Source organism: Chelativorans sp. Marseille-P2723 (assembly GCF_902809845.1).
Classification (GTDB): Bacteria; Pseudomonadota; Alphaproteobacteria; order Rhizobiales; family Rhizobiaceae; genus Chelativorans.
The window spans coordinates 16,255-38,261 of sequence record NZ_CADDWI010000008.1 but is presented as its reverse complement, the minus strand read 5'-3'; the positions used below and the strand labels follow the sequence as shown (position 1 = coordinate 38,261).

Below are 22,007 nucleotides of genomic sequence, written 5' to 3'. Positions count from 1 at the left end.
AACGTCTGGCGCTTTTAGCCGATCGCCAGCCTCAGCACCACGACTTTCAATTTGTCATATAATTCTAAAATCGTCTTAGTCTTGCCATGCTGCTGCGGCAAGGACACAGGCGCTGCCTGAGATTGGCACAAAGGGGCTCCCAAATCATGTATCGTATCGCGCCGCGCACAGCATCTGCCATTGCAGATTGCAGGAAGAAGGCTACACGAGTCCTGCCAATCGGAAAAACCGCCTTTTACATGCTTGCACTGGCATTTTGCGCGCCTTTCGCGGCGGCGGAAACATCCGGCCTGCCTGCCAAGGCGCCGCTGCCGGAACCGCGACCTTATGCACCTTTGGGCACCGCGGCCTCTGCCGTCTCCCTCCCCTTTTCCGCCGGGCTCCTGCTCAAGGAAGGGATGGCGGAGCTGAAGGAAGGGCTCGACGCACTGGCGGCCGGCGATCTTGAGCGGGCAAGGCTCGTGCGCGTCCGCATGAAGCCGGGCTCCCTCGACAGCCGCATCATGGCCAGGGCAATCGCTTTCTCCGGCGCCGGCGGAATAAGCTCCGAAGATGTCGCCGAAGCGGCAGCTGAGCTTAAAGACTGGCCGGGCATGAAGCGGCTGCGCGCCGTCACCGAGCGGGCCCTTTACCGGGAAGCTGCCACCCCTCGGGACGTGGTGGAGGCGCTGGAGAAAAGACCGCCGGTGACCTTTCATGGCACAGTGGCGCTGGGTCGCGCCTATGTAGAGCTGGGCAAGAAAGAAGAGGCGCGGGAAGTGGTCGCCGCCTTCTGGCACACCCAGAAGCTGGATGGAAGGCAGGAAAACGCCATATTGAGCGAGTTCGGCGAGCTGCTGACGCAGGCGGACCACCGCCATCGCATGGAAGCGATGCTCTATGAAGATCGCATCCGTGCCGCCGAGCGGGTCGCCTCCCTGGCTGATGCGGAAGCGCTTGCAAGGGCCTGGGCCGCCATAATCCGCAATGGCAAGGATGCGGCAAAGCTTCTCGATGAGGTGCCGTCCGCGCAGCATTCCGCAGGCTACCACTTTGCAAAGGCCCGTTATCTGCGGCGGGCTGGCCGTTACCAAGAGGCAGCCGAGGTTCTGCTTTCCGCCCCGCGCGATCCATCCGCCCAGATCGACACGGACGAATGGTGGTTTGAGCGACGCGCGCTTTCTCGCGAGTTTCTGGATCTTGGCGAGCCTGAAACCGCATATCGCATCGCCGCGGAACATTCCGGCGAAAGCGCGCTCAGCATCGCGGATGCAGAATTTCACGCCGGTTGGTACGCGCTCCGGCATCTCAACAACGCGCCGCTTGCGGCGAAGCATTTTGCGCGCATCGTCGAAGTGGCGGACGGCCCGATCTCCAGGGCCCGCGCACATTATTGGCTTGGCCGTGCAGCCGAAGCGGGCGCCGGCGGCGACGCTACAGTCCATTACGAGCGCGCGGCTGCCTTCGGCACCGTCTTCTACGGTCAGCTAGCCACTGCAAAGCTGGGGCGAAAGACGCTTGCGGTCGCCTCCCCGCTTCCTTCCGCCGAGGATCGGCGGAACTTCGCAGCCCGCTCCGCGGTGCGCGCTATCGAGCGGCTGGAGGCGGCGGGCTACCACAGTCACGCCGATAGCCTTTACCGCGACCTTGCGGGCGAACTTACCAGCGCGGGCGAGCTTGCGCTTCTCGCCACCAAGGCCGAGCAGCGCGGCGACCACACCCTTGCCCTGCGCGTAGGCAAGATCGCGGCATCCCGCGGGCTCCAGATCGGCGCGCTCGCCCATCCCATTGGCGCAATCCCCCGCACCGCGGACGTTAAGGGCGCGCACGCAGCGCTTGCCTATGCGGTGGCCCGCCAGGAAAGCGAATTCAACATCGCCGCCATATCCGGCGCCGGTGCGCGCGGGCTTCTTCAGCTTATGCCTGCCACTGCCCGCTCCGTGGCGAAAAAGGGCGGCCTGTCCTACTCTCCTTCCCGCCTCACCACGGATGCCGCCTATAACGCAACGCTCGGCGCAGCCTATCTGGCGGAGCAGCTTGAACGCTTCGACGGCTCCTATGTGCTAACCTTCATTGGCTATAATGCCGGACCGCGACGTGCGGAGGATTGGATGGGGCGCTATGGCGACCCTCGCGGGCGGACCGTTGAGGAAGTAGTGGACTGGATCGAGCGCATCCCTTTCAACGAGACACGCGCCTACGTCCAGCGGGTGATGGAAAATTACCAGGTATACAAGAGCCGCCTGACCGGCCGTTTCGATATTGTCGGCGATCTGACCCACGGGAGAGAATAGCGCCAGTTGCGCTTCTGCCAGGCAAGCGTCTTTACCGAGCACATCGCCCAACCCGCTTGCGCAATGCTACACACTGTTCCTTGGCAATGAGATTTGCATGAAAAATGGCGGGCAGTGCCCGCCATTTCGTTTCTGGGCCCGTTGCTCAAGATGTCAGTGCCGCATCACTTTACGAATCTGCGCACCGCCTCCTGAAGGCGGAAAGAGCTTCAGGCCGGATACTGCGGGCGTGCCCGCTTACATGCCTTGAAGCTGGTTGCACAGTTCCACGGTGCGTTCGCCAAAGGCACCCGGATTAGCCAGTACACTGCCGCAATCCGTGCGAATCTCTACCTGTCTGTCCGCAGGTAGCGTGGCCCATGCCGTCCTCATCTCATCAGCGCTGCGGATTTCCTGGAAGTCCTGCGTCGTAAAGAAGGGGATGAGCGTCTCGTTGTGCCGCTCGTAGAAACGCTGTTCTTCCGGTGAAGACCAGCCGTCATGACCGCTGTTAACGCCCTCAGGAGTGTCACCTATGGCGCCGGTCGTCTGTGCAAGTGCGGGGCCGGCAAGACCAAGCGTGGCCACGACCGCAAGCAATGCCTTGATATTCATCTGTCTGTCCTCTCTTGTTCTCAGGCAACAGCCCTCCAAACGTCCGGACAGACGCTCTGTTCCCGCAGAAATATTCCAGACTCTGGCAACAGGCGGGACTGCCTCCACGCAATTACGCCTTCCATAGGGCAACGGCCCGCGATCTTTCGATCGCGAGCCGTGCAATCTTCAACTCTCGAATGAGAGCGGAAAATCAGAAGTTGCGCTGGAAGCGGAGGAAGCCGCCCCAATCGTCTTCGCCGTCGGCGTCGATGTAGGCGATTTCAGGCGTGATGGTCAGGCCCGGAACCGGCTGCCACGCAACGTTCGCAACCGCTGCGAAGGTCTCGAGGTCGTCATAGCTGAGCTGAGCGTTGAAGGTCAGCGTCTCGGTCAGGCGCAGCGAACCACCGCCCCAGACGGCCCAGTCGCCGCCCCACGTGGCGTACTGGTTCGGATCGGAAGACCAGCCACCCATGACGAAGAGGCCGATATCCGGCGTCATCGCAACGTCTAGGCGTCCCTTGATGGCCCACTCTTCAAACACGGAGTCGTAGGCACCGACAACACGGACGCCGCCCCAGCCCTGCGTGAAGCCAACACCGGCGACCACATGCGGTAGGTAGCTGTCAAGACCGCCCAGATCTTCAAGCGAGACCACGGCGGTGAAGCCGTTGCCGCCGTCGAAGCGGTAGGAGATCATGTGCGTGTTGTAGGGGCCGAAGCCGACGAAATCGTCGCCGATGACCGGGCCGGCATAGCCTGTGAAGGTGGAGAACCAGGAATCGGTGTAACCGACGCGCAGACCACCCAGCTCGATATAGGCATGGTTCAGGTCCATCTGCTCGACGGTGCCGACTCCGACGCCATCGATCACGTCATCACCATCGACGTCTACGCCGAACTCGCTGGTGGTGGCCTGGAAGTTCATGGCCATGTAGGCGCGCAGCGTGCCCATCTCCGTCTCGGAGCGGGCGTCCACATTGAGCTGCGCACGGGTGCGCTGGTAGTAGGTGTCGTTCAGATCGAAGTCGCCGTCTAGAAACTCATCGACGTCGAGGACGTCCTGATGGCCGCGGAAGCCGATGCCGATGTCGTGGCGCACATAGCCGCCGACGCGCAGGCAGGTCTCGGTTCCGGGGATGTAGAAGAATCCGGCGCCATAGACGTCGCAGACGCGGACGTATTCCATGGGCTCCGGCTCGGGAATCACGATGGCATCAGCAGCTTGCGCAGCCGAAACGCCCATCGTCGCAATCGCGGAGCCAACGAGAAGGCTCTTGATGTTCATTTCTGACCTCCAGTCAACGTTTTTAAGTAGGGTCTGGGTATTTTATGCTGAAGGACAGCGTTGCCTGCCCCATCCCCGATGTCCGAAAAAGTCACACCCCCCGGGCGCTCCTTCTTCGCAGCCGACATTACTCACCGGAATGATGGGTTCAACCGCGTTTGCCCCCGCGAAAGGGCTCGCCAGGCTCTATGCTCCGGCGCTGTTGCACAAAAGCAACGTTTGCACGGGTGCCATAAATGAATTGTTAACCATCTAAGCGTGCTGACAGTATGAACTACCGGAACAGAGCCTCCTTTTCTGGTTCTCCCGACGAATCAATCATGGTTCTCGCTGTTTCTTTGCCTCCTTGATTCGCACTCGTTCAAAGTCCGATTGCCCATGCAGCGTGGCGCCCCTTACGTTTGATGATCCAATAAGACTGCCGCCGCGGCTGTGGATTTTCACAAGGCGGAAACGGCATCAGGGCTTAGGCAGCCTGTTCCTTGCACGTCAGGGACCTGCGAGAGTCGGTCGGCAGCCAGCGGATTGCGGCACATATCCATATTGCGGCACCGCAACCCAGAGCCTGAACTCGGCTCTTCAGGCCATGCGGCCAAAACGTTTCCGCTGCGAAGAACGGCATCCGCCATAAGGTCTTTATCCTTATAGGGGTCCGATGATTACCCGCAGGAGGTGCCGCCCGGGCAGAGCATTGTCGGAGAGGATGCGATTCCCTTCTCCCGAAGCCGCAGCATTTTCTCGACAATGAGCGCTTCAGCGCTTCCTCCGCCCCCTTCGGCGTGCAGCGGAAGCAAGGGATATTGATTACGGGAGGCAAGACTGCTGCCACCATCCGGCAGGAGCGGACAGGCTTCTGTGTTGCCGAGCTGCTTTCCGATTCTTCCTTCAGATGCGCAGGCGTTGTCTTGCTGCGCGGCAAGGCGGATCGACGTCGATTGAGGCGTTCGCATGAATAGCTTCGTTTCAGTCAGAAGCTAGGGGGAACAAGCTTTCCCAGATTCTTGCCATTCTGAACCACCTGTTCGCTTCTATTCCCCTTATTGCCCACCACGCGAGCCCTTTGGCAAAAGGAGGAAAATTGGAAAAACATGAAAATCGGCTTGTTTTCCAATGCCCATATGACTAGGGGTTTTCCCCGGAGAGGTGGCCGAGTGGTCGAAGGCGCTCCCCTGCTAAGGGAGTAGGGCTCAAAAGGTCCTCGTGGGTTCGAATCCCATCCTCTCCGCCACTCAACTTATTGGAATTATTCTCTGATTCGTATTCGGAAGCCGAAACGGCGCGAGACTGCGGGTTTTCGGGTCAAAGCTGTTGACTGCACTGTCTGCCCGAATCGCTGGTTTCATTCTCTCTCCGCCGACATTCTCCAAACCTCCTGACTGCGTGGATTTGGTACGGAGCCGCAAGGCGTTGTAATGGCTGAGTTATTCCTCTCGCCTGTCCGTACTTTTGCGCGTCATAAGGATGAGAGAAGGAGTCTAGGGTCGAAACTTCAGCCACCAACCGGCTACGTACATTCAGGGGAGCACGTCATCGGTATTGAAGATCGGGTCTGCGTATCGGGCGATCGCCTCTCCAGATTTAAGTCGTCACTACCGTCTAGATGTCGAAACGCCGCCTCCCATCACATCCCGATAATGGACCTCACGAACATGTCGAGCGTTCGGCCAGCGGGGCGATGAGAGATCGATGCACAACGGTGAGCCAAGTGCTGCACAATGTTGGCATCGGCATATAGTTCGGTTTCGAAGAGTTCAAGGATGCCGATCGCCCTGCCAATGTCTTTTTGATAGTGTTCGAGGTTTACCTTGCGATCCTGGAAACCGGCACCCTTGTCAGGGAAAGGGTACGACAAATTTAGCTCGAAGATCCGATCGTTTGCGCTACGCACAAGGAATGCTTGTCCATAGTGGGTATCGTTACCAAAATTCGAATCCGGATCCTTTGCCCCGAGATCGACATAGCGATACCGATACGGATCGCTCATAGGCAGGAGGAGTGTCCTCCCCTTCGGAAAATGTTCTAGCAGCATTGGCTGTATAAGCTTTCCGTGATCTACGACGCGTCCACTTTTCGCTACCCCTATAATCAAGGGGCGGATGCCAACTGACCTTTCACGTACCCCATGAAGCATCTTCATAATCGGCCTGTGCAGGCGTGCTGGTTCACCAAAGATCCCAAGAGGACCATCAATGAGGAATATCGCCCCATCCAATATGGCACGCGTGTGCTCCGAAGCGTCGAGCCTCATGATAGTATGCGCAAGTATAAGATGTTCCAGGGCATTCATTGCTCTGGTGTAGGCCTGCTGATTACTACCTTCCTCAGCAAATGCCTCTGACAGTCGCAACACGTCGGTCAAAAAAAGTGGTTTGTTCTCAGCGCGCGGTGAAGGCGCATAGCCGATATCCTCCCGGACAAGAACGTCCTCCCCAAGCAGTTCGCCCGAGATCGGACACCTCCGGTTCGATGGGATAACCACATGACGCTTTCCATCCTTGAGCTCTGTCTCTCCAGAGATTTCCAGAAGATCAACCAGGGTCTTATCGAGACCTTCTCCTAAAAGTTCAAATCTCGATGATCTAAAGGCTTCAAAAATTGATCTTCGGAAACTCTCTCTTGGCCCTTCGCCGTCCAGATGAATACCTGCTCCAGTGAGTGGCACTGAGTAAGTGTTTTTTTCCTTCTCAAGCTTAGCAATAACTATAGGGTCTGGGTCGCCGCCGGACCGTGGGTCGATCTTGTGATAGGCGGCAGTATCAATCCAGACCTGACCTATCTTGAGCAATCCCATGCGCGCGCTTGGGAAGCCATCTGATACCGACGCTTCGTAGTTCGAACCATCGGCGGCGATGATGTAGCCGCGCTGCGGACGTTCAACTTGATTGGTAACATCGAGGACTTCCGACAAAATATCTTGTTGGTAGGCTACGGGATCGACATGATGACGACACCGCCCAAAAAGCTCCTTGACCTCTACGTCCTTCATGATGTCCTCAGCACCGAGGGAGGACGCAGTCTCCTTCGCGAAAGGCATCAGCGTTGGCCCTGCACCTGAAGAGGTGTGAACCAATCATTGCCCGGTAGCTCCCTGACCCTCTGATACTCCTTCCGAACCGCCTCTGGTTCAAATTTTAATATTTGAGTCGGAGTGACAAAGTTGGCAGACAGTGTCTTAATGCGGGCAAATCCGACGTCCTGACTACGTTTCAAGCCCGCACTAAAATCGGCAAAATCGTAAAAACCAGAAAGAGCCCTAATCTCAGCGTCATTATTGAGATGAGTGACAAAGAAGTTTTCTGTATTCGCTAAAATGTTTGGATGTATCGAGCTGGGCTCCTGGGTCGCATATACAAGGGCGATACCATATTTCGCACCTTCTTTAGCGATCCGCGGCCAAATCTCGGTGAGTTCAGACTTTCTTCCGATTAGGTTATGAGCTTCCTCAACATAAATGACCACTCTCGGGGGACGTTGCCCTTTGTTAAATTGAGCGCTGCCGGCGCGCGGGGCGCGTTCACCGCCGTGGGCGACACGCTGCGTGAGCAGGGACTCGCCGCGCCGCCGGCCGGCAGCGGCACCACCTTCCTGCAGGCCAAAACCGCCAACGAGGTGCTGAAGGCGCAGGAGCGGCGCATTCGGCTCCAGAAGCTCAAGGGCGAACTCATCGACCGTGCCCGCGCCGAGACGCTGGTCTTCCGGCTGGCACGGGAGGAGCGGGACGCATGGGTCACCTGGCCCGCGCGGGTCGCAGCGCTGATGGCCGCGGAACTGGCGGGCAAACTGGGGGAGGATGTGGAAGCGGCGCAGATGCAGAAGCGACCATGTGCTTCAGTTTCATTATGCCCTCCCCCTCTTGTGCGGAACGCAGCACGCCCGCGGCAGAAGCCATCCTCCCTGGCAATGCGGTCCCTTGTCGCATGTTGTGAACCACAACGAATGCGGCGTCAATCGGCCAGCCTGAGACTTGTCAACCACGCCGTTGGTGCGCGCGACACACGCGACATGCGTCAGCAATCCGCAGGACATGCGTTCTTGGCAACCAGCCGCCCACCCCCCGCGAAGAAGCGCGCGGATGCCGTTTGCATATTCCTTATTGAATCAGTGCGTTAGCGCGGCTTCGCCGGGATTTCCTGCAACAATGAAAATTCGGTCTTGACGACTCCCATCCCCGTATCCTTAATTATGGGAACGTTTTCAGCAAACGTTCTCACTCGGCGAAGGCCAGATGCGAGGAGAGACGATGTCGGGGAACCCGGGTTTCGAACTGCAGGCGGAAGGGCTACGCAAGTCCTACGGTGCAACGGTGGCGCTGGAGCATGCGGACATCACGCTCCGTGCCGGCGAGGTCCATGCCCTGCTCGGCGAGAATGGCGCCGGCAAGTCCACTCTCGTACGGATTCTCAGTGGCGTAACGATGCCGGATGCCGGCCATATGATTCTGGCTGGTCAAACCTATTCGCCACGATCGATCATGGAAGCCCGCGAAAGCCAGGTTGCCACTGCGTTCCAGGAATTGAGCCTGGTGCCGAACCTGAGCGTCGCCGAGAACGTCCTTCTGCCTGGCCTGCACGCTTCCCGGCTCGGGTTCGTGTCCAGGTCGGCTGTACTAGCCAGGGGAAAGGAAATCCTGTCCCGTCATGGCCTCGACCGGATTGATCCTGCGGCCGAGGTCGGCACGTTGCCCTTGTCGGAACGGCAGCGCATCGAGATCGCAAGAGCATTGGAGAATGCGGGCCGCGTGCTGATTCTGGACGAGCCGACGGCGTCGCTTTCCGAGACGGACTGGCTGTTCGAGCAGATCGAGAAGGCGAGAGCCCGCGGGGTGGCCATTCTATACATCTCGCATCGCCTCGCGGAAGTGCGGCAGATCTGTACCGTCGCCACAGTGCTGCGCAATGGGCGCTCGATCGCTACGGTCAGCCTGAGCGATGCGACAAATGACGACATTTTCGAGATGATGGTCGGGCGTCGTGTCGAGGAACGCCCGACTCGCACGGCCACGATCGCTTCCGGCGAGCCTCGCCTCAGGGTCAGTGGATTGTCGGGCCATGGGCTAAAGGACATTTCGTTCGAGATCCATCCAGGGGAAGTCCTCGGCGTGGCGGCACTGGAAGCACAAGGGCAACAAGCCCTGTTTCGCACGCTTGCGGGCCTTCTGCCGGTCGTTGAAGGCAAGGTCGAGATCGATGGCACCAGGGCGACCTACAAGGGTCCACGCCAGGCAATGAGATTTGCCAGCGGAATCAGCTATCTGCCTGAAGAAAGAAAGGTCGAGGGGATCCTGCCGGGACTGACGGCGGCCACCAATATCGTGCTGCCCTTCCTGCCAAGGATCGCGCGGATGGCCCTGCTCGGGGGCAGGAACGAGAAGGCTGCGGCGCATGAGCCCGCGGACAATGTCGAGATGGACCGGCGCTATCTTGCCTTCAACATCGAGAACCTGTCCGGGGGGAACCAGCAGAAAGCGCTTATGGGCCGAACGCTGGCAACGGGGGCGCGTACCCTGCTGCTCTTCGATCCCACGCGTGGCGTGGATGTCGGGACCAAGCAGTCGATCTATGCCGCGATTCGCCGATTTGCCGATTCCGGCGGATCTGTCCTGTTCTTCTCCTCCGAACTTCCGGAAATCGTCCAGCTGAGTGACCGCTGCCTGGTTCTGTATGGCGGCCGGATCTTCCGGACCTTTTCCCGCGATGAGATCAACGAGCAGCAATTGGTGGCCGCGATGATCGGCCATGCCGGAGTTGAGGCCGCATGAGCGAGGTCCATTCATGAGCTTGTCGACCAGCAGCGTACTGCCGAGACATTCCACGCCGATGGCAAACGCCTTCAAGCGCTTCGTGCAGGGCGGCAGCCTGATCCTCGTTACATATCTGGCGCTCTATGCCGTCTACGGGGTCCTTGAGCCGCGCGCGCTCCAGCCCTATGCGATTGCGGCCCTGATGAACAATACTGCGCCGCTCGCGCTGGCCGCTGCCGGCCTGACGCTCGTGGTGATCAATCGCGGTTTCGATCTCTCGCTCGCGGGCGTGATCTCGATCTGCAATGTGGTTCTGGCCACAATGCCCATGGACGGGCCCGGCGGGGCGCTGCTTTCGGTGCTGCTCTGCATCCTGATCGGCGGGTTCATCGGTGCCGTGAACGGGGTGCTGGTCGGGTGGTTCGGACTGCAGTCCATCGCGGCCACCCTCGCGACCATGATCATCTGTCAGGGCATCGCGCTCGTCATTCTCGATGCGCCCGGCGGCTATGTAGCCGAATGGATTGTCTATGAGTTGACGGACAGGCTCTGGGGGATCATCCCTGTCTCCGGCCTCGTCGTAGCTGCAGTCGTCTGCCTGTGGCTCATTGTCCGGCGGACGCGGTTCGGCATCTCCCTCTACGCAATCGGCGCGGATGAGCAGGCAGCGGCATTGTCGGGCGTGAATGTCATTCGCGTTCGTTTCGGGGCCTATCTGCTTGCCGGAGCCCTGTACGGGCTGGCGGGCTTCATGCTCAGCGCCCAGACAGCGACCGGAAATCCCACCTCAGGGGCGCCATTGCTGCTGCTTTCCTTCGCCGCCGTGGCCCTCGGAGGCACATCACTGGCCGGCGGAAGCGGAGGGCTCTTTGCAACCGTGATTGGCGCAGCCACCCTGACGCTGCTCCAGAAGGTCCTCTTTTCGGCGGGCGTCTCCTCTTTCTACACGGGCATGTTCCAGGGAATCGTCCTGATCCTGGCCGTGGTGTTCAGCGTGACCATGTCCCGCATCGGAGCCAGGCAATGACGACGGCAAGCGAGCATCAGATGGAACAAGCGTTTAACCAGACAGGCGACCATCGCAGATCCGAGCGGATCAGCCGCGAGACGATCAGCGCGATCGCGGTGGCAATTCTCTGCGTGGCAATGCTTCTCGGCGCGCGTTTCATCAGCCCTTCCCTCGGCTCGTGGTCTCAGGTGGAGACGGTGCTGGTGCTCGGCTCCTTCCTGATCGTGCTCTCCTTCGGACAGGGCCTCGTCATTCTGACGGGCGGGCTCGACCTGTCTTTGCCTGCCGTGATCACGCTTGGGGGAATCCTGGCGACGAACTGGGTCGGGGCGACCGATCCGGGCGCATGGTATCTGCTTGGCGCGGTGCTGCTGGTCTGCGCAGGCGTGGGGCTGGTTTCGGCAATCGGGATCGTCTGGCTCCACATACCCCCCTTCATCATGACATTGGCGATGTCGATCATCGTGTCATCGGCACTTCTGGGATATACGCGGGGAACGCCGCGCGGCGCCGCGCCCGATCTTGCGCTGGCGCTGATGAAGAGCAAGGTCCTCGGCATGCCGATGCCGATCCTCTTCGTCATCGGCTTTGTCATCCTCGGTGCATTGTTCCAGAGCCGGTCCGTCCCGGGCCGCTATCTCTATGCGATCGGCACCAACATCCATGCGGCCCGCATCGCCGGCGTCCCGGTATTGCTCGTGCAGGCCATGCCCTATGTCATCAGCGCGGTGTGCGCCGGGCTCGTCGGGATCATGCTTGTCGGCTATTCGAATGGCGCAACCCTGCGGATGGGTGACGATTATCTGCTGCCTTCCATCGCGGCAGTCGTGATCGGCGGTTCTTCCATTCTCGGTGGGCGCGGCAATTTTCTCGGCACGGTTGGCGGCGCGCTCCTGCTGACGACGCTCGGCACGATCATCACCGCGATCGGCCTTCAGATCGGCTGGCGCACGATTATCGAAGGCGCAGTCGTGCTCATCGCCCTGCTGTTGCTGCGCGAAGAGCTCTTCCAGAAACTCGGTCAGTACTGGCGTTCCAGCCAGCCTGCCAGTGAAAGTGGTTCCATCACAAGGAGGAAAGGAACATGACGTTCGGAAAGTTCAAATGGGCGGCCCTTGCCGCGCTGATGAGCGCGACGGCGCTCCAGTCGATCGGAGGCGCCGCAGCGCAGGATCAGGAGAAGTTCAAGATCTATCTGAGCCTCAGCTATTCCGGCAATGCCTGGCAATCCGAGGCTGCCAATATCGTCAAGGCGCTCGCCGCCACGCCACCCTACAATGAAACCGTCGAGCTGATCGAAGTCATATCCGGCACCGATCCCCAGGCACAGATTTCCGCCTATGAAAGCATGATCGATGCCGGTGCAGACGGGATTGTCAGCTTCCCGATCTCTTCCACCGCCCTGAACCGCACGATCAAGCGCGGTTGCGATGAAGGCGTGCTGTTCTTCATGTATGACGCGACCGTCACGGAGAGCTGCGCCTATAATGTGAGCTATCTGACCGCCGGATTCGGGGAAAACACGGCTCAGGCGCTGGTAAATGAGCTCGGCGGCAAGGGCAAGATCTTCCTGTCGCGTGGCGTGCCCGGTAACTCCGTCGACAAGCGGCACACGGACGGGGCCATGCATATCTTCAACCAGTATCCGGGGATCGAAATCGTCGCCGAATACTATTCCTATTGGGATGACCGCACGACCCAGCAGGAAACGGCCAAGGCCCTGGCCGCGCACCCCGATGTCGATGGCATCTGGGCTCAGGCCGGCGAGTATGGCGCAATCCAGGCCATGCTGGATGCCGGGGATCGGCTCGTACCGATGACCGGCGAGAATTCCGCAGGTTTCCGGCTTGCGCTGGCTGATCCGGAAATGCAGGCAAAAGGGCTTCGCGGTGTGTCCGCCGGATCGCCTCCCGCCCAGGCCGGCTACGCATTCAAGTTGATGATGGAAATCCTGACGGGCCAGCGTGAGCTGGAGCCGATGAACATCGAATATCCCCTGCCCTGGGTTCCTGCCGATCAGGTGAAGATCTGCGAGGGGGATGTTTACGAGGATGGCTGCAACGTCTTTCCTGCGGATCGCGTTCCCAGCTCCTTCGTCAGCGAGGTGCTCAATCCGGAACTCCTGCCGGAGGTCAATATCGAGTCCGCCCTGAATGGCACGCCGGTCGAAGGCGCAACCATCCAGCCCCTGCCGGCGGAAGTCGTCGAGGCAGCAAATGAGCCGGGCATCAATTGCAGCCGCTGCGAAGCGCCGGAGGATCTGTACAAGCTGACCAAGGTGCAACCCACCGTCCAGCCCTAGTCCGGGCCGGGCCCGGTCGCCCGGCAGGATCTCCCTGCCGGGCATATCCATAAAGGGAGCGAATTCGGACGGTTTGTAGCGTCCGGGTTCGGACGAAAAGAGTGGAAAGAGGACGCAGCGTGCGCCAGAGAAAGAAACCGGAAATCCGACGTGTGACAGTGAAGGATCTCGCGAAAGATCTCGGAATGTCAGTCTCGACGATTTCGCGCGCCTTCTATCCCGATGCAGTCATTGCCGAGCCTACGCGAAGAATTGTCCTGAAAAGAGCGGCGGAACTCGGCTACCGTCCCAATCCGTTTGCCCAGAGCCTCATCACCAAGCGCACACAGATCGTCGGGGTCGTCGTGTCGGATCTGACCAACCCGTTCTATCCGGAAGTCATGACCGAACTTGTGGCCCGGCTGCAGGCGGTCGGCATGAATGTCATGCTCGCGGTGGCCAATGAGCCCGAAAAGACCGATGAGGCCGTCGAACTGCTCCTGTCCTATCAGCCGGACCTGCTGGTCGTGCTTGCGGTTCCCCTTTCCTCCCATGCAAGGGACAAATGCGAACAGGGCGGCGCACCCTGCATCTTCTTCAACCGGCTGTCTGCGGATGGCCTCGGTTTCGGCATTACCTGCGACAATATCATAGGCGGGCGCCAGGCAGCGGACTTCCTGATCGATACAGGTCACCGCCACCTGCTCTACGTATCGGCCTTTCCCGACGCTTCCACCAATGCGGAGCGCCTGTCCGGTTTCTGCAAGCGGGCGCAGGAACGGGGCCTCGCCCGGCCGATCATCCTCGATGCAGGCTTCTTCACCTATGAGGCCGGCTATGATGCGGGGCTGAAGATGGCCGGGCTGAACCAGACCGTGGATGGCGTGTTCTGCGCCAACGATATCGTCGCAATCGGCTTCATCGAAGGGATCCAGGAGGGGCTTGGCCTGCGTGTACCCGAAGATCTTTCGGTAGTCGGCTTCGATGACATCACGATGGCCGGCTGGCCTTCGCACAAGCTGACAACCATTCCCCAGCCCCTCGGAGAGATGATGGACGCCACCGTCTCCCTCGCCCTTGAACTGGCGCAGGATCCAAGCCTGGCAACGCGCACGAGACGCTTTGCGCCACTTCCCCTGATCGAGCGCGGCACGACGCGGTCGCGCAGCTACGCAACTGGCGGGGCGACGTAATCCCATGGCCGACGACCTTTTCATGCGACTGACCACCGTGCATCGCCCGGATTGCGCGCTGTTCACGGAGGGTCCGTTGCCGCAGCCCGTGCCGGATCCTGACCGGCTTGCGGAAACGCTGGGTACCGACGAGGCAGCTGCCTATGCGGCGCAATGCCACCCGATATTTGAAGACCTTCGGCGGATTGTCGGCCAGCTTGCCGGCCTGATGATCCTTGGCCAGCTGACGGAAAAATCGGAAGTCGTGGACCTTGATGAGCTCGATCTCTGCCGTCAACGGTGGGAAGCCTGCGCCGAACGCCTTCATCGGCTTGCCGCGCCCGGGGCGCTTGCCGCCCATCTGGAACAGTTGATGGCTTCGCATTCCGCATGTGGAAGGGCGCTTGGAGCCTTTTCGCGCCTGCCGGCGCTCGGTCAGGGTGAAACCGTTTTCGACGAGATTTCCAGGCAGATCCAGCGGGCTTACGCTCATTTGCGGGCGGCAACATCGCAGAAGGCCGGTCTCGAAATGGTTGACCTTACACATGCCTGCTGCTCCTGCGGCAGATAATCACGCAACATACCTGGAAGATCTGCATTGAAAGGGAGAATCTAATGGCTGATTACTCGATTTGGGTCTGTGAGTACTCCTATGTCTCCAAGTATCACAAGAGTGGCGTACTATACGGAGCACATAATCAAGGATACCTCAAGCTGCCCTACTGTTATGTGGTCATCAAAGGCAAAAACCATGTCGCAATGGTAGATGTCGGCTATAATGACAAGGAGTATGGCAAGACACTTGGAGATCGCTTTGGAGTAGAAAACTGGCGAAATCCCAAGACGGTCCTGGCAGAAGTCGGCGTCACACCTGAAGAGGTCGACACGGTATTCATCACGCATGCCCATTTCGACCATTTTGGCAATGTGGAAGACTTTCCCAATGCCAGATTTTACATTCAGGAGCGGGAAATTGCCAAATGGGTATGGGCGATGTCGCTGCCCGACCGGATGCGCTGGATGATGGTAGCTGTCGATCCGGGCGATATCGTTCGCGGCGCGGGCCTGGCGCGTGAGCGTAGGCTTACCACGGTGAACGGTTCCGTTTCGGATGTGCTGCCGGGCATCGATCTGCATCTGGCCGAGGACAGTCATACGTTCGGCTCGATGTGGGTCACGGTGCGCAATGATGGACGGGACCAATCGGAGGATGTCTGGGTCCTGGCCGGCGATCTCATCTATGTGTTCGAGAACCTGCGCGGGCCCGGCGATGCGGTGGACGCGGGCGAGATCTACACGCCGGTCGGCCTTGCCGTCGGAAGCCAGACCAATCTGGTTCTCGCCACGGAAGAGATGATGAAGCAGGTCGGTCACGACTCGAACCGGATCATCCCGATTCATGAGGAGCGGCTCCGTGACGCCTTCCCTTCCCGGATCAGCAAGGAAGGTCTGCGCATTACCGAGATCTGCCTCGCCGACGGCGAAAGTTCGAAGGTCGCTTGAGGATGGGAGACTCTCCTGTCGTTGCCATTGTCGGAGCCGGCCTGGTCGGCTCCGGCTGGGCGCTGGTGTTCGCCCGCGCTGGCTGTGAAGTGCGCGTATACGATCCGGATGAGCCTACGCGAAGCCGGCTTCCTGCATGGATCGAAGCCAGTGCAGCCGACCTGGAATCGAACGGATTGATTGCCAGCGCTGCCGAAGTGATCGGTCGCGTCCGGCTTTGCGAGAGCCTTCCCGAGGCATTGGACGGTGCAACCTATGTGCAGGAATCCGTCTTCGAGACCGTCGAGTCGAAAACTGCGGCGTGCCTTGCCATCGACAAGGCCATGTCGCCGCAGACCATCGTCGGCTCGTCCTCCTCGGGGATTCCGGCTTCGCAGTTCACCGGGAACTGCAGGCACCGGCAGAATTTCCTGATCGCCCATCCCGTCAATCCGCCGCATCTGGTTCCCGTGGTCGAACTCGTACCTGCGCCCTGGACGGATCCGTCCGCACTGGAGCAGGTGCGTGAATTGATGAATCGGGTCGGACAGGTGCCGGTTCATGTCAGGCGCGAGATTGACGGCTTTGTTCTCAACCGGCTGCAGGGCGCGCTGCTGAATGAGGCCTGGGCGCTGTATGAGGAAGGCTATGCGAGCCTTGCCGATATTGACGCGACGATTTCCCATGGTCTTGGCCTGCGATGGTCCTTCATGGGTCCTTTCGAGACCATCGACCTGAACGCGCCGGGAGGCATTGCCGATTACGCGGCGAGGCTGGCGCCGCTGTATTACCGGATGGCAACGCAGCGGGTACCGCGCAAATGGCCACAGGAAACCATAGAGCAGGCGCAGGCGGAAAGACGGGAAGTGCTGGCAGAGGAGGATCTGGCGGAACGTCGCCTTTGGCGTGATTCCGTCCTGTCCAGGCTTGCGGCTTTCAAGAAGACGAACGGGCTCGGTCCTTGACCGGGGAGGAGAGACCCCAGTTCAAGCAGACGATGAAAGGAAATGCCATGTCGATCACCTATCTCAAGCGAGGCAAGTCAGAAACCGAGCGCCAAACCGATGATGCCCAGATCCGCAAGACCGTGGAGGTGACACTTGCCGACATCGAGGCCAGGGGTGACGCAGCCGTCCGCGAACTCTCGCAACGCTTTGACAATTATGCCCCACCTTCCTTCCGCTTGTCGGGCAGCGAGATCGAGGCAATCACGTCCAGGGTCACCGAACGAGAGATGGCCGACATCCGGTTTGCGCATGACCAGGTGCGGAATTTCGCACAGCTCCAGAAGGACTCGATGAAGGACATCGAGGTCGAGACCTTGCCCGGCGTCATTCTCGGACACAGGAACATCCCGGTGCAGTCGGTAGGTTGCTACGTGCCCGGCGGCAAGTTTCCGATGGTCGCATCCGCGCACATGTCCGTCGTCACCGCCTCGGTCGCCGGCGTGCCACGCATTCTCGCCGCCACCCCACCCTTCAAGGGAGAGCCCAATCCCGGGGTCATTGCGGCCATGCATATGGGCGGCGCTCACGAGATCTATGTGCTGGGCGGCATTCAGGCAGTGGGCGCCATGGCGCTCGGCACGGAAACCATTCGGCCCGTCGACATGCTCATCGGACCCGGAAATGCCTTCGTTGCCGAGGCGAAGCGCCAGCTTTACGGTCGGGTGGGGATCGACCTTTTTGCCGGGCCGACCGAGACCATGGTGATCGCCGATGAAACGGCGGCCGACGGCGAAATGTGCGCCACGGACCTGTTGGGTCAGGCCGAGCACGGCTACAATTCCCCTGCCGTACTCGTGACCAACTCAAGAAAGCTTGCGGAAGACACCCTTGCAGAAATCGATCGCCTGCTGAAGATCCTGCCGACTGCGGATACTGCAAGTGTCAGCTGGAGAGACTATGGCGAGGTCATCCTGTGCGATACGTATGAAGAAATGCTGGATGTGGCCAATGACATTGCCTCCGAGCATGTGCAGGTCATGACGGATCGCGATGATTGGTTTCTGGAGCATATGCACTCTTACGGGGCGCTGTTTCTTGGGCCGCGTACAAATGTTGCGTATGGCGACAAGGTCATCGGCACCAATCACACGCTGCCTACGAGGAAGGCCGGCCGCTATACCGGCGGTCTGTGGGTTGGAAAATTCCTGAAGACCCATAGCTATCAGAAGATCCTCACGGATGAAGCATCTGCCAGGATCGGCGAAATCGGCTCGCGACTTTGCATGCTCGAGGGCTTCGTGGCCCATGCCGAGCAATGCAATCTGCGGGTGCGGCGCTATGGCGGCATCGATGTGCCGTTTGGCGAAGGAGCGCCGTATCGCGAAGACGAGCAATGACAGAGCGGCGTTTCCGCCTCGACGGGCGCAGGGCGCTCATCACCGGCGCGGGCCGTGGCCTGGGACTGGCCATGGCGGAAGCTCTTGCCGAGGCGGGTGCGGCAGTCACGCTGTGCGCCCGCACGGCAAGCGAGATCGAGGCGGCAGCTGAACGTCTGCAGGGCCAGGGCTATCTTGCCGAGGCCCTGCATGCAGACGTGACCGACCCGCAGGCGCTCGCCGGACGATTGGCGGAACGGCCTGCCTTCGACATTCTCGTCAACAATGCAGGAACCAATCGCCCAAAGCCGCTGTCGGAAGTAACCGAGGAAGACTACGATGCGGTTCTCGGCGTCAATTTGCGGGCTGCGATCTTCACTTCCAAGATCGTCAGTGACCGGATGATCGCAGACGGCATACGCGGCTCGATCATCAATATTTCTTCCCAGATGGGCCATGTCGGCGCGGCCAACCGCACCCTCTATTGCGCCTCCAAATGGGGACTTGAAGGTTTCACGAAAGCGCTGGCGGTCGAACTGGCGCCCTACGGCATTCGGGCAAACACGATCAGTCCGACCTTCATCGATACGCCGATGACGAAGCCGTTCTTCAAGGACCAGGAATTTCTTGCCGAGGTCCTGGGCAAGATTCCCCTCGGCCGCCTGGGGAAGGCCGAGGATATTGCGGGTGCTGCGTTATTCCTGGCATCGGACGCTTCCAGCCTGATGACAGGAAGTTCCCTTGTCATTGACGGGGGGTGGACCGCTCAGTAGCGCCGGCAACAGCTGGGTCTGCGTGACCCTGGGCTTGCCCGGTCATCGCCCCGGAGGGTTCCGGATATGGGGAAACGCAGTCTTGAACGGATTATCCCTTGTCGCTGACGACCTGACCGGTGCCCTCGACGCGGCTGCCCGGTTCACGGGAGCATGTGGGCCGATCACCGTCCACCTTGATCCTGCTGCAGCGCGACATTCCTCCGGCAATCGGGCCTGCGTGGTCCCGACCAGAGACGCATCCCCGGACGAGGCCCTCGCCATGACCCGGGCATCCCTGGCAGTCTGGGAAGGCGCTTCGACGGCCTTCAAGAAGATCGACAGCCTTCTGCGCGGCCATTGGGCCGCCGAGATTGGCCTGATCGTCCAGAGCGGGCAGTTCGATGTGGTGATCCTTGCTCCGGCCTTCCCCTCGCTGGGGCGGCTGGTACAGGGCGGAAGGGTGCAGGTGGCAACAGCAGACGGGCTGTCAACAATGCTGGATGTCGACATGGCAGCGGCCCTTCGCCAATGCGGGGTTGCGGCCGAGCTTGTGCCGGAACCACATCGGCTTCAGGCCGGCAGGGCACCCGTTCTCATCGCCGATGCAACCGATGATGATGCCATGAGGGCGCTGGTCGAGGCCGGAAGGCAAGTTGGAGGACGTACGCTTTGGTGCGGTTCTGCCGGGCTTGCCGGGGCGCTCGCCGGCCTCCCCCCGAGACGGCCGCCACGCCTTCGCTCGCCGCTGGTAGCGCTGGTCGGCTCCAACCATCCTGTCATGCAGTCTCAGCTGCATGTCCTGAAGGCGCAAGGCCGCATGGCGGAGATCGGCACGACTGCCGACCCATTGGCGGACGCCGAGGCGATCAACGGGCGAGTACGTATGGGGGACGACGTATTGACGGTGTTCGAGCCACCTGCCGGATTCCATGGAAGTCTGGCGGCAGAGTGGATTGATTCAGCAATCAGGAAACTGGTCCCTGCCCTGCAGCCACCCGCCTCTTGCTTTGTATCGGGCGGAGATACGCTCCTGACGACTGTGCTGAGCGTGAAGGCCAGCAGCCTGAGTGTCGTTGGCGAGGCCATGCCGGGCATTCCCGTCTCGATCATCAACGGTGGCACCTTTGATGGCACGCCGGTGATCTCGAAATCCGGCGCATTTGGCGAGCCCGATACGCTTGTTCAACTATTTGACAATCTGGTAACGTAGTATCTTGCCCGCTGAAATGTATTCTTTTCTGAATTTTTGCTGAAATTTGATCTCGTTTACTGCACTTTGCAAAATAAAGATGATCGATCATGAATGGGGATGCGAATGAACGGTAAGCGTATCGCGATAACCATGGGCGACCCGGCGGGCATAGGTCCGGAAATCATCATGCGTGCAATCCATCACCTCAATCCCCGTATTGCGGCAGGCGATCTCAAACTCGTGGTCATCGGTTCCCATGAGGCGCACCGGAGCGCTGCCGACCTGCTGGACCTTGTGGACCATGCCAAGCTCATAAGCCCGGATTTGCCCGTCGCGCAGTGGCCCGACATTGCCTTTCTCCAGGCAGGCGTCGCGACAGAGCCGATCCGGTTCGGACAGGTGTCTGCGCAGGCCGGCAATTTTGCTTTCCAGGCAATCCGGATGGCAGTTGAGCTTGCGCTCTCGGGAGATGTCGCGGCCATCTGCACCGGGCCCCTCAACAAGGAGGCGCTCAATCTCGCCGGCCACGCATTTGCCGGCCATACCGAGATCCTGGCGCATCTGACCCGAGCAAGTGACTCGGTCATGATGCTTGCGCACGGCAACATGCGCGTGAGCCATGTGACAACCCATGTCGCACTCGCCGACGTGCCTTCCCGCATGACCACGGAACGCATCCGGCGGGTCGTCGATCTTACGGAGAAAGCCTTGCGAAAGCTGGGCATCGCGAGACCACGTATCGCGATTGCCGCGCTGAACCCGCATGCCGGCGAAGGCGGTCTCTTCGGCAGGGAGGACATCGAGGTCACAGAGCCACTTGTTGCAGCGCTGCGCAAGGAAGGCCGCGACATCGACGGACCTGTGCCGGGTGACACCGTGTTTGTGAAGCTTCGCGCCGGCCAATATGACGCGGTCGTGGCGCAGTATCACGACCAGGGTCACACTCCGATCAAGTTGCTGGGTTTTTCGGTCGATCCGGAAACCGGGAGATGGGAAGCCCTGTCAGGCGTCAATATAACACTTGGACTTCCAGTGATCCGGACTTCGGTCGACCACGGCACCGCATTCGACATTGCGGGCAAGGGCCTTGCCAAGGAAACCAGCCTGGTCGAGGCCATTGAATATGCGCTGCAAATGGCAGATGCGGGTGCGGGTCAAGGGTGACCTCGATAGCTATCTCGCTGCGGTAAGCCTCAGGCGCAGATCCTGCCCCGTCACCTTGCGGCTCAGGCTTGCGATTTCCTTCTCGACCCGCAGCGCACCTTCCTGCATTGCCTCCCCGGCTTGCGTGAGCAGATAGCCGCTCGGCAACCGTTCAAACAGACGAACCCCGAGCTGCGTCTCAAACGCCCCGATCCGGCGAAATACGGTCGAGTGATTTACCCCGAGCCTTCTTGCAGCACCAGATAGCGACCCGGTCTTCGCGACTGCCAGGAAGTAACGCAAATCATCCCAATCTTGTGCCTTTTCATCCATGCAAGACGTCTTTGATGTTTTTGCCAATCAAAATGCAGTCTCGCACAGGCCATATCTGAAAGCGAGTGTGGGCATCACCGCCCGGCCCAGGTTGAAGGAGAAAGCCATGTCTCAAGCGATCAAGACCGTCCTGCGTAGCGATGAACTTTCCTGCCCGTCCTGCGTGCCGAAGATCGAGAAGGCGCTAAATGCCTTGCCCGGCGTCGAGAAGGCAGTCGTGCGGTTCAACACCGGCAGGATCGAGGTCGAGCACGATCCCGGTCAGACGAGCATCGAGGCGCTGGTCGCGGCGGTCAGGTGCACCGGCTACGAGGCCAGACCATCGGCCTTCTGACCGAGCCACGCACCGGCCGCGTCGAGAAAGGGCGCGGCCGGTTCGCCTTGCGGATGCTGAAAAAGGAGAGCGAGATGAGCGATGTCACCATGAAGATCAGAAGCGC

19 protein-coding genes, 1 tRNA gene and 1 pseudogene are annotated in these 22,007 nt (G+C 60.1%); 16 read left to right on the top strand and 5 right to left on the bottom strand.

Going from position 1 to position 22,007, the window contains the following annotated elements:
• The first annotated feature begins 146 nt into the window (after window positions 1-146).
• Window positions 147-2,273, top strand: coding sequence for a lytic transglycosylase domain-containing protein (locus HUS57_RS01875; protein WP_246727703.1), 2,127 nt, complete (start codon window positions 147-149; stop codon window positions 2,271-2,273).
• 237 nt (window positions 2,274-2,510) lie between these two features.
• Here the strand turns inward: HUS57_RS01875 and HUS57_RS01870 are convergent, their stop codons facing one another.
• Window positions 2,511-2,867, bottom strand: coding sequence for a hypothetical protein (locus tag HUS57_RS01870; RefSeq protein WP_173931253.1), 357 nt, complete (start codon window positions 2,865-2,867; stop codon window positions 2,511-2,513).
• A gap of 193 nt (window positions 2,868-3,060) precedes the next feature.
• On the bottom strand, window positions 3,061-4,137 hold the full coding sequence (locus HUS57_RS01865) for a porin (protein ID WP_173931252.1): 1,077 nt from the start codon (window positions 4,135-4,137) through the stop codon (window positions 3,061-3,063).
• Between the two features lie 1,137 nt (window positions 4,138-5,274).
• Here HUS57_RS01865 and HUS57_RS01860 point away from each other — a divergent pair.
• Window positions 5,275-5,365 (top strand) — tRNA-Ser (locus HUS57_RS01860).
• A 393-nt stretch (window positions 5,366-5,758) separates the two neighbouring features.
• Here the strand turns inward: HUS57_RS01860 and HUS57_RS01855 are convergent.
• Together HUS57_RS01855 and HUS57_RS01850 are read right to left on the bottom strand one after the other, a co-directional pair.
• Window positions 5,759-7,123, bottom strand: coding sequence for a hypothetical protein (locus HUS57_RS01855; RefSeq protein WP_173931251.1), 1,365 nt, complete (start codon window positions 7,121-7,123; stop codon window positions 5,759-5,761).
• A 47-nt stretch (window positions 7,124-7,170) separates the two neighbouring features.
• On the bottom strand, window positions 7,171-7,596 hold the full coding sequence (locus HUS57_RS01850; RefSeq protein ID WP_210256045.1) for an ATP-binding protein: 426 nt from the start codon (window positions 7,594-7,596) through the stop codon (window positions 7,171-7,173).
• A 12-nt stretch (window positions 7,597-7,608) separates the two neighbouring features.
• Between HUS57_RS01850 and HUS57_RS17885 the strand changes: the two genes are divergently transcribed.
• The 13 genes from HUS57_RS17885 (at window position 7,609) to pdxA (ending at window position 21,255) form a co-directional block, all read left to right on the top strand.
• Complete coding sequence (locus HUS57_RS17885) at window positions 7,609-8,247, top strand: hypothetical protein (protein ID WP_246727702.1); 639 nt, start codon at window positions 7,609-7,611, stop codon at window positions 8,245-8,247.
• Between the two features lie 130 nt (window positions 8,248-8,377).
• The gene (locus tag HUS57_RS01840; RefSeq protein WP_246727701.1) at window positions 8,378-9,895 is read left to right on the top strand and encodes a sugar ABC transporter ATP-binding protein; all 1,518 of its coding nucleotides are present in this window, start codon (window positions 8,378-8,380) and stop codon (window positions 9,893-9,895) included.
• 13 nt (window positions 9,896-9,908) lie between these two features.
• On the top strand, window positions 9,909-10,904 hold the full coding sequence (locus HUS57_RS01835; protein ID WP_173931249.1) for an ABC transporter permease: 996 nt from the start codon (window positions 9,909-9,911) through the stop codon (window positions 10,902-10,904).
• Window positions 10,901-11,974 (top strand): ABC transporter permease, encoded by a 1,074-nt coding sequence (locus tag HUS57_RS01830; protein WP_173931248.1) that lies wholly within the window; start codon window positions 10,901-10,903, stop codon window positions 11,972-11,974. The genes HUS57_RS01835 and HUS57_RS01830 overlap by 4 nt, the downstream gene beginning before the upstream one ends.
• Window positions 11,971-13,188, top strand: a complete 1,218-nt coding sequence (locus HUS57_RS01825; protein ID WP_173931247.1) for a sugar ABC transporter substrate-binding protein — start codon at window positions 11,971-11,973, stop codon at window positions 13,186-13,188. Before HUS57_RS01830 ends, HUS57_RS01825 begins: the two co-directional genes overlap by 4 nt.
• A 152-nt stretch (window positions 13,189-13,340) precedes the next feature.
• Entirely contained in the window at window positions 13,341-14,360 is a 1,020-nt protein-coding gene (locus HUS57_RS01820; RefSeq protein WP_173931246.1) for a LacI family DNA-binding transcriptional regulator, read from the top strand.
• A 4-nt stretch (window positions 14,361-14,364) separates the two neighbouring features.
• A complete protein-coding gene (locus tag HUS57_RS01815) occupies window positions 14,365-14,910 on the top strand; it encodes a hypothetical protein (RefSeq protein ID WP_173931245.1) in 546 nt (181 codons plus the stop codon).
• Window positions 14,911-14,954: 44 nt separating this feature from the next.
• Window positions 14,955-15,842: an N-acyl homoserine lactonase family protein gene (locus HUS57_RS01810; protein ID WP_173931244.1), complete on the top strand. Its 888-nt coding sequence runs from the start codon at window positions 14,955-14,957 to the stop codon at window positions 15,840-15,842.
• Window positions 15,843-15,844: 2 nt separating this feature from the next.
• Window positions 15,845-16,786 (top strand): 3-hydroxyacyl-CoA dehydrogenase, encoded by a 942-nt coding sequence (locus tag HUS57_RS01805; protein WP_173931243.1) that lies wholly within the window; start codon window positions 15,845-15,847, stop codon window positions 16,784-16,786.
• Between the two features lie 47 nt (window positions 16,787-16,833).
• Complete coding sequence (gene hisD, locus HUS57_RS01800) at window positions 16,834-18,165, top strand: histidinol dehydrogenase (protein WP_173931242.1); 1,332 nt, start codon at window positions 16,834-16,836, stop codon at window positions 18,163-18,165.
• Window positions 18,162-18,917 (top strand): SDR family NAD(P)-dependent oxidoreductase, encoded by a 756-nt coding sequence (locus HUS57_RS01795; protein WP_173931241.1) that lies wholly within the window; start codon window positions 18,162-18,164, stop codon window positions 18,915-18,917. Before hisD ends, HUS57_RS01795 begins: the two co-directional genes overlap by 4 nt.
• A gap of 82 nt (window positions 18,918-18,999) precedes the next feature.
• A complete protein-coding gene (locus HUS57_RS01790) occupies window positions 19,000-20,109 on the top strand; it encodes a four-carbon acid sugar kinase family protein (RefSeq protein ID WP_173931240.1) in 1,110 nt (369 codons plus the stop codon).
• Window positions 20,110-20,214: 105 nt separating this feature from the next.
• Window positions 20,215-21,255: a 4-hydroxythreonine-4-phosphate dehydrogenase PdxA gene (gene pdxA, locus HUS57_RS01785; protein WP_173931239.1), complete on the top strand. Its 1,041-nt coding sequence runs from the start codon at window positions 20,215-20,217 to the stop codon at window positions 21,253-21,255.
• A gap of 81 nt (window positions 21,256-21,336) precedes the next feature.
• On the opposite strand, the pseudogene HUS57_RS01780 reads toward pdxA, so the two are convergent.
• Window positions 21,337-21,567: pseudogene (locus HUS57_RS01780) on the bottom strand (LysR family transcriptional regulator); the annotation flags it as partial.
• A gap of 106 nt (window positions 21,568-21,673) precedes the next feature.
• Here HUS57_RS01780 and HUS57_RS01775 point away from each other — a divergent pair.
• On the top strand, window positions 21,674-21,901 hold the full coding sequence (locus HUS57_RS01775; protein WP_173931238.1) for a heavy-metal-associated domain-containing protein: 228 nt from the start codon (window positions 21,674-21,676) through the stop codon (window positions 21,899-21,901).
• The last annotated feature ends 106 nt before the right edge of the window (window positions 21,902-22,007 follow it).

What these genes read in the sequence shown, in the direction of transcription:
- pdxA (WP_173931239.1), top strand. Translation starts at nt 20,215, where the DNA reads ATGAACGGTAAGCGTATCGCGATAACCATGGGCGACCCGGCGGGCATA.
- HUS57_RS01805 (WP_173931243.1), top strand. Translation starts at nt 15,845, where the DNA reads ATGGGAGACTCTCCTGTCGTTGCCATTGTCGGAGCCGGCCTGGTCGGC.
- HUS57_RS01795 (WP_173931241.1), top strand. Translation starts at nt 18,162, where the DNA reads ATGACAGAGCGGCGTTTCCGCCTCGACGGGCGCAGGGCGCTCATCACC.
- HUS57_RS01815 (WP_173931245.1), top strand. Translation starts at nt 14,365, where the DNA reads ATGGCCGACGACCTTTTCATGCGACTGACCACCGTGCATCGCCCGGAT.
- hisD (WP_173931242.1), top strand. Translation starts at nt 16,834, where the DNA reads ATGTCGATCACCTATCTCAAGCGAGGCAAGTCAGAAACCGAGCGCCAA.
- HUS57_RS01825 (WP_173931247.1), top strand. Translation starts at nt 11,971, where the DNA reads ATGACGTTCGGAAAGTTCAAATGGGCGGCCCTTGCCGCGCTGATGAGC.
- HUS57_RS01840 (WP_246727701.1), top strand. Translation starts at nt 8,378, where the DNA reads ATGTCGGGGAACCCGGGTTTCGAACTGCAGGCGGAAGGGCTACGCAAG.
- HUS57_RS01870 (WP_173931253.1), bottom strand. Translation starts at nt 2,867, where the DNA reads ATGAATATCAAGGCATTGCTTGCGGTCGTGGCCACGCTTGGTCTTGCC.
- HUS57_RS01835 (WP_173931249.1), top strand. Translation starts at nt 9,909, where the DNA reads ATGAGCTTGTCGACCAGCAGCGTACTGCCGAGACATTCCACGCCGATG.
- HUS57_RS01855 (WP_173931251.1), bottom strand. Translation starts at nt 7,123, where the DNA reads ATGAAGGACGTAGAGGTCAAGGAGCTTTTTGGGCGGTGTCGTCATCAT.
- HUS57_RS01810 (WP_173931244.1), top strand. Translation starts at nt 14,955, where the DNA reads ATGGCTGATTACTCGATTTGGGTCTGTGAGTACTCCTATGTCTCCAAG.
- HUS57_RS01865 (WP_173931252.1), bottom strand. Translation starts at nt 4,137, where the DNA reads ATGAACATCAAGAGCCTTCTCGTTGGCTCCGCGATTGCGACGATGGGC.
- HUS57_RS01875 (WP_246727703.1), top strand. Translation starts at nt 147, where the DNA reads ATGTATCGTATCGCGCCGCGCACAGCATCTGCCATTGCAGATTGCAGG.
- HUS57_RS01830 (WP_173931248.1), top strand. Translation starts at nt 10,901, where the DNA reads ATGACGACGGCAAGCGAGCATCAGATGGAACAAGCGTTTAACCAGACA.
- HUS57_RS01775 (WP_173931238.1), top strand. Translation starts at nt 21,674, where the DNA reads ATGTCTCAAGCGATCAAGACCGTCCTGCGTAGCGATGAACTTTCCTGC.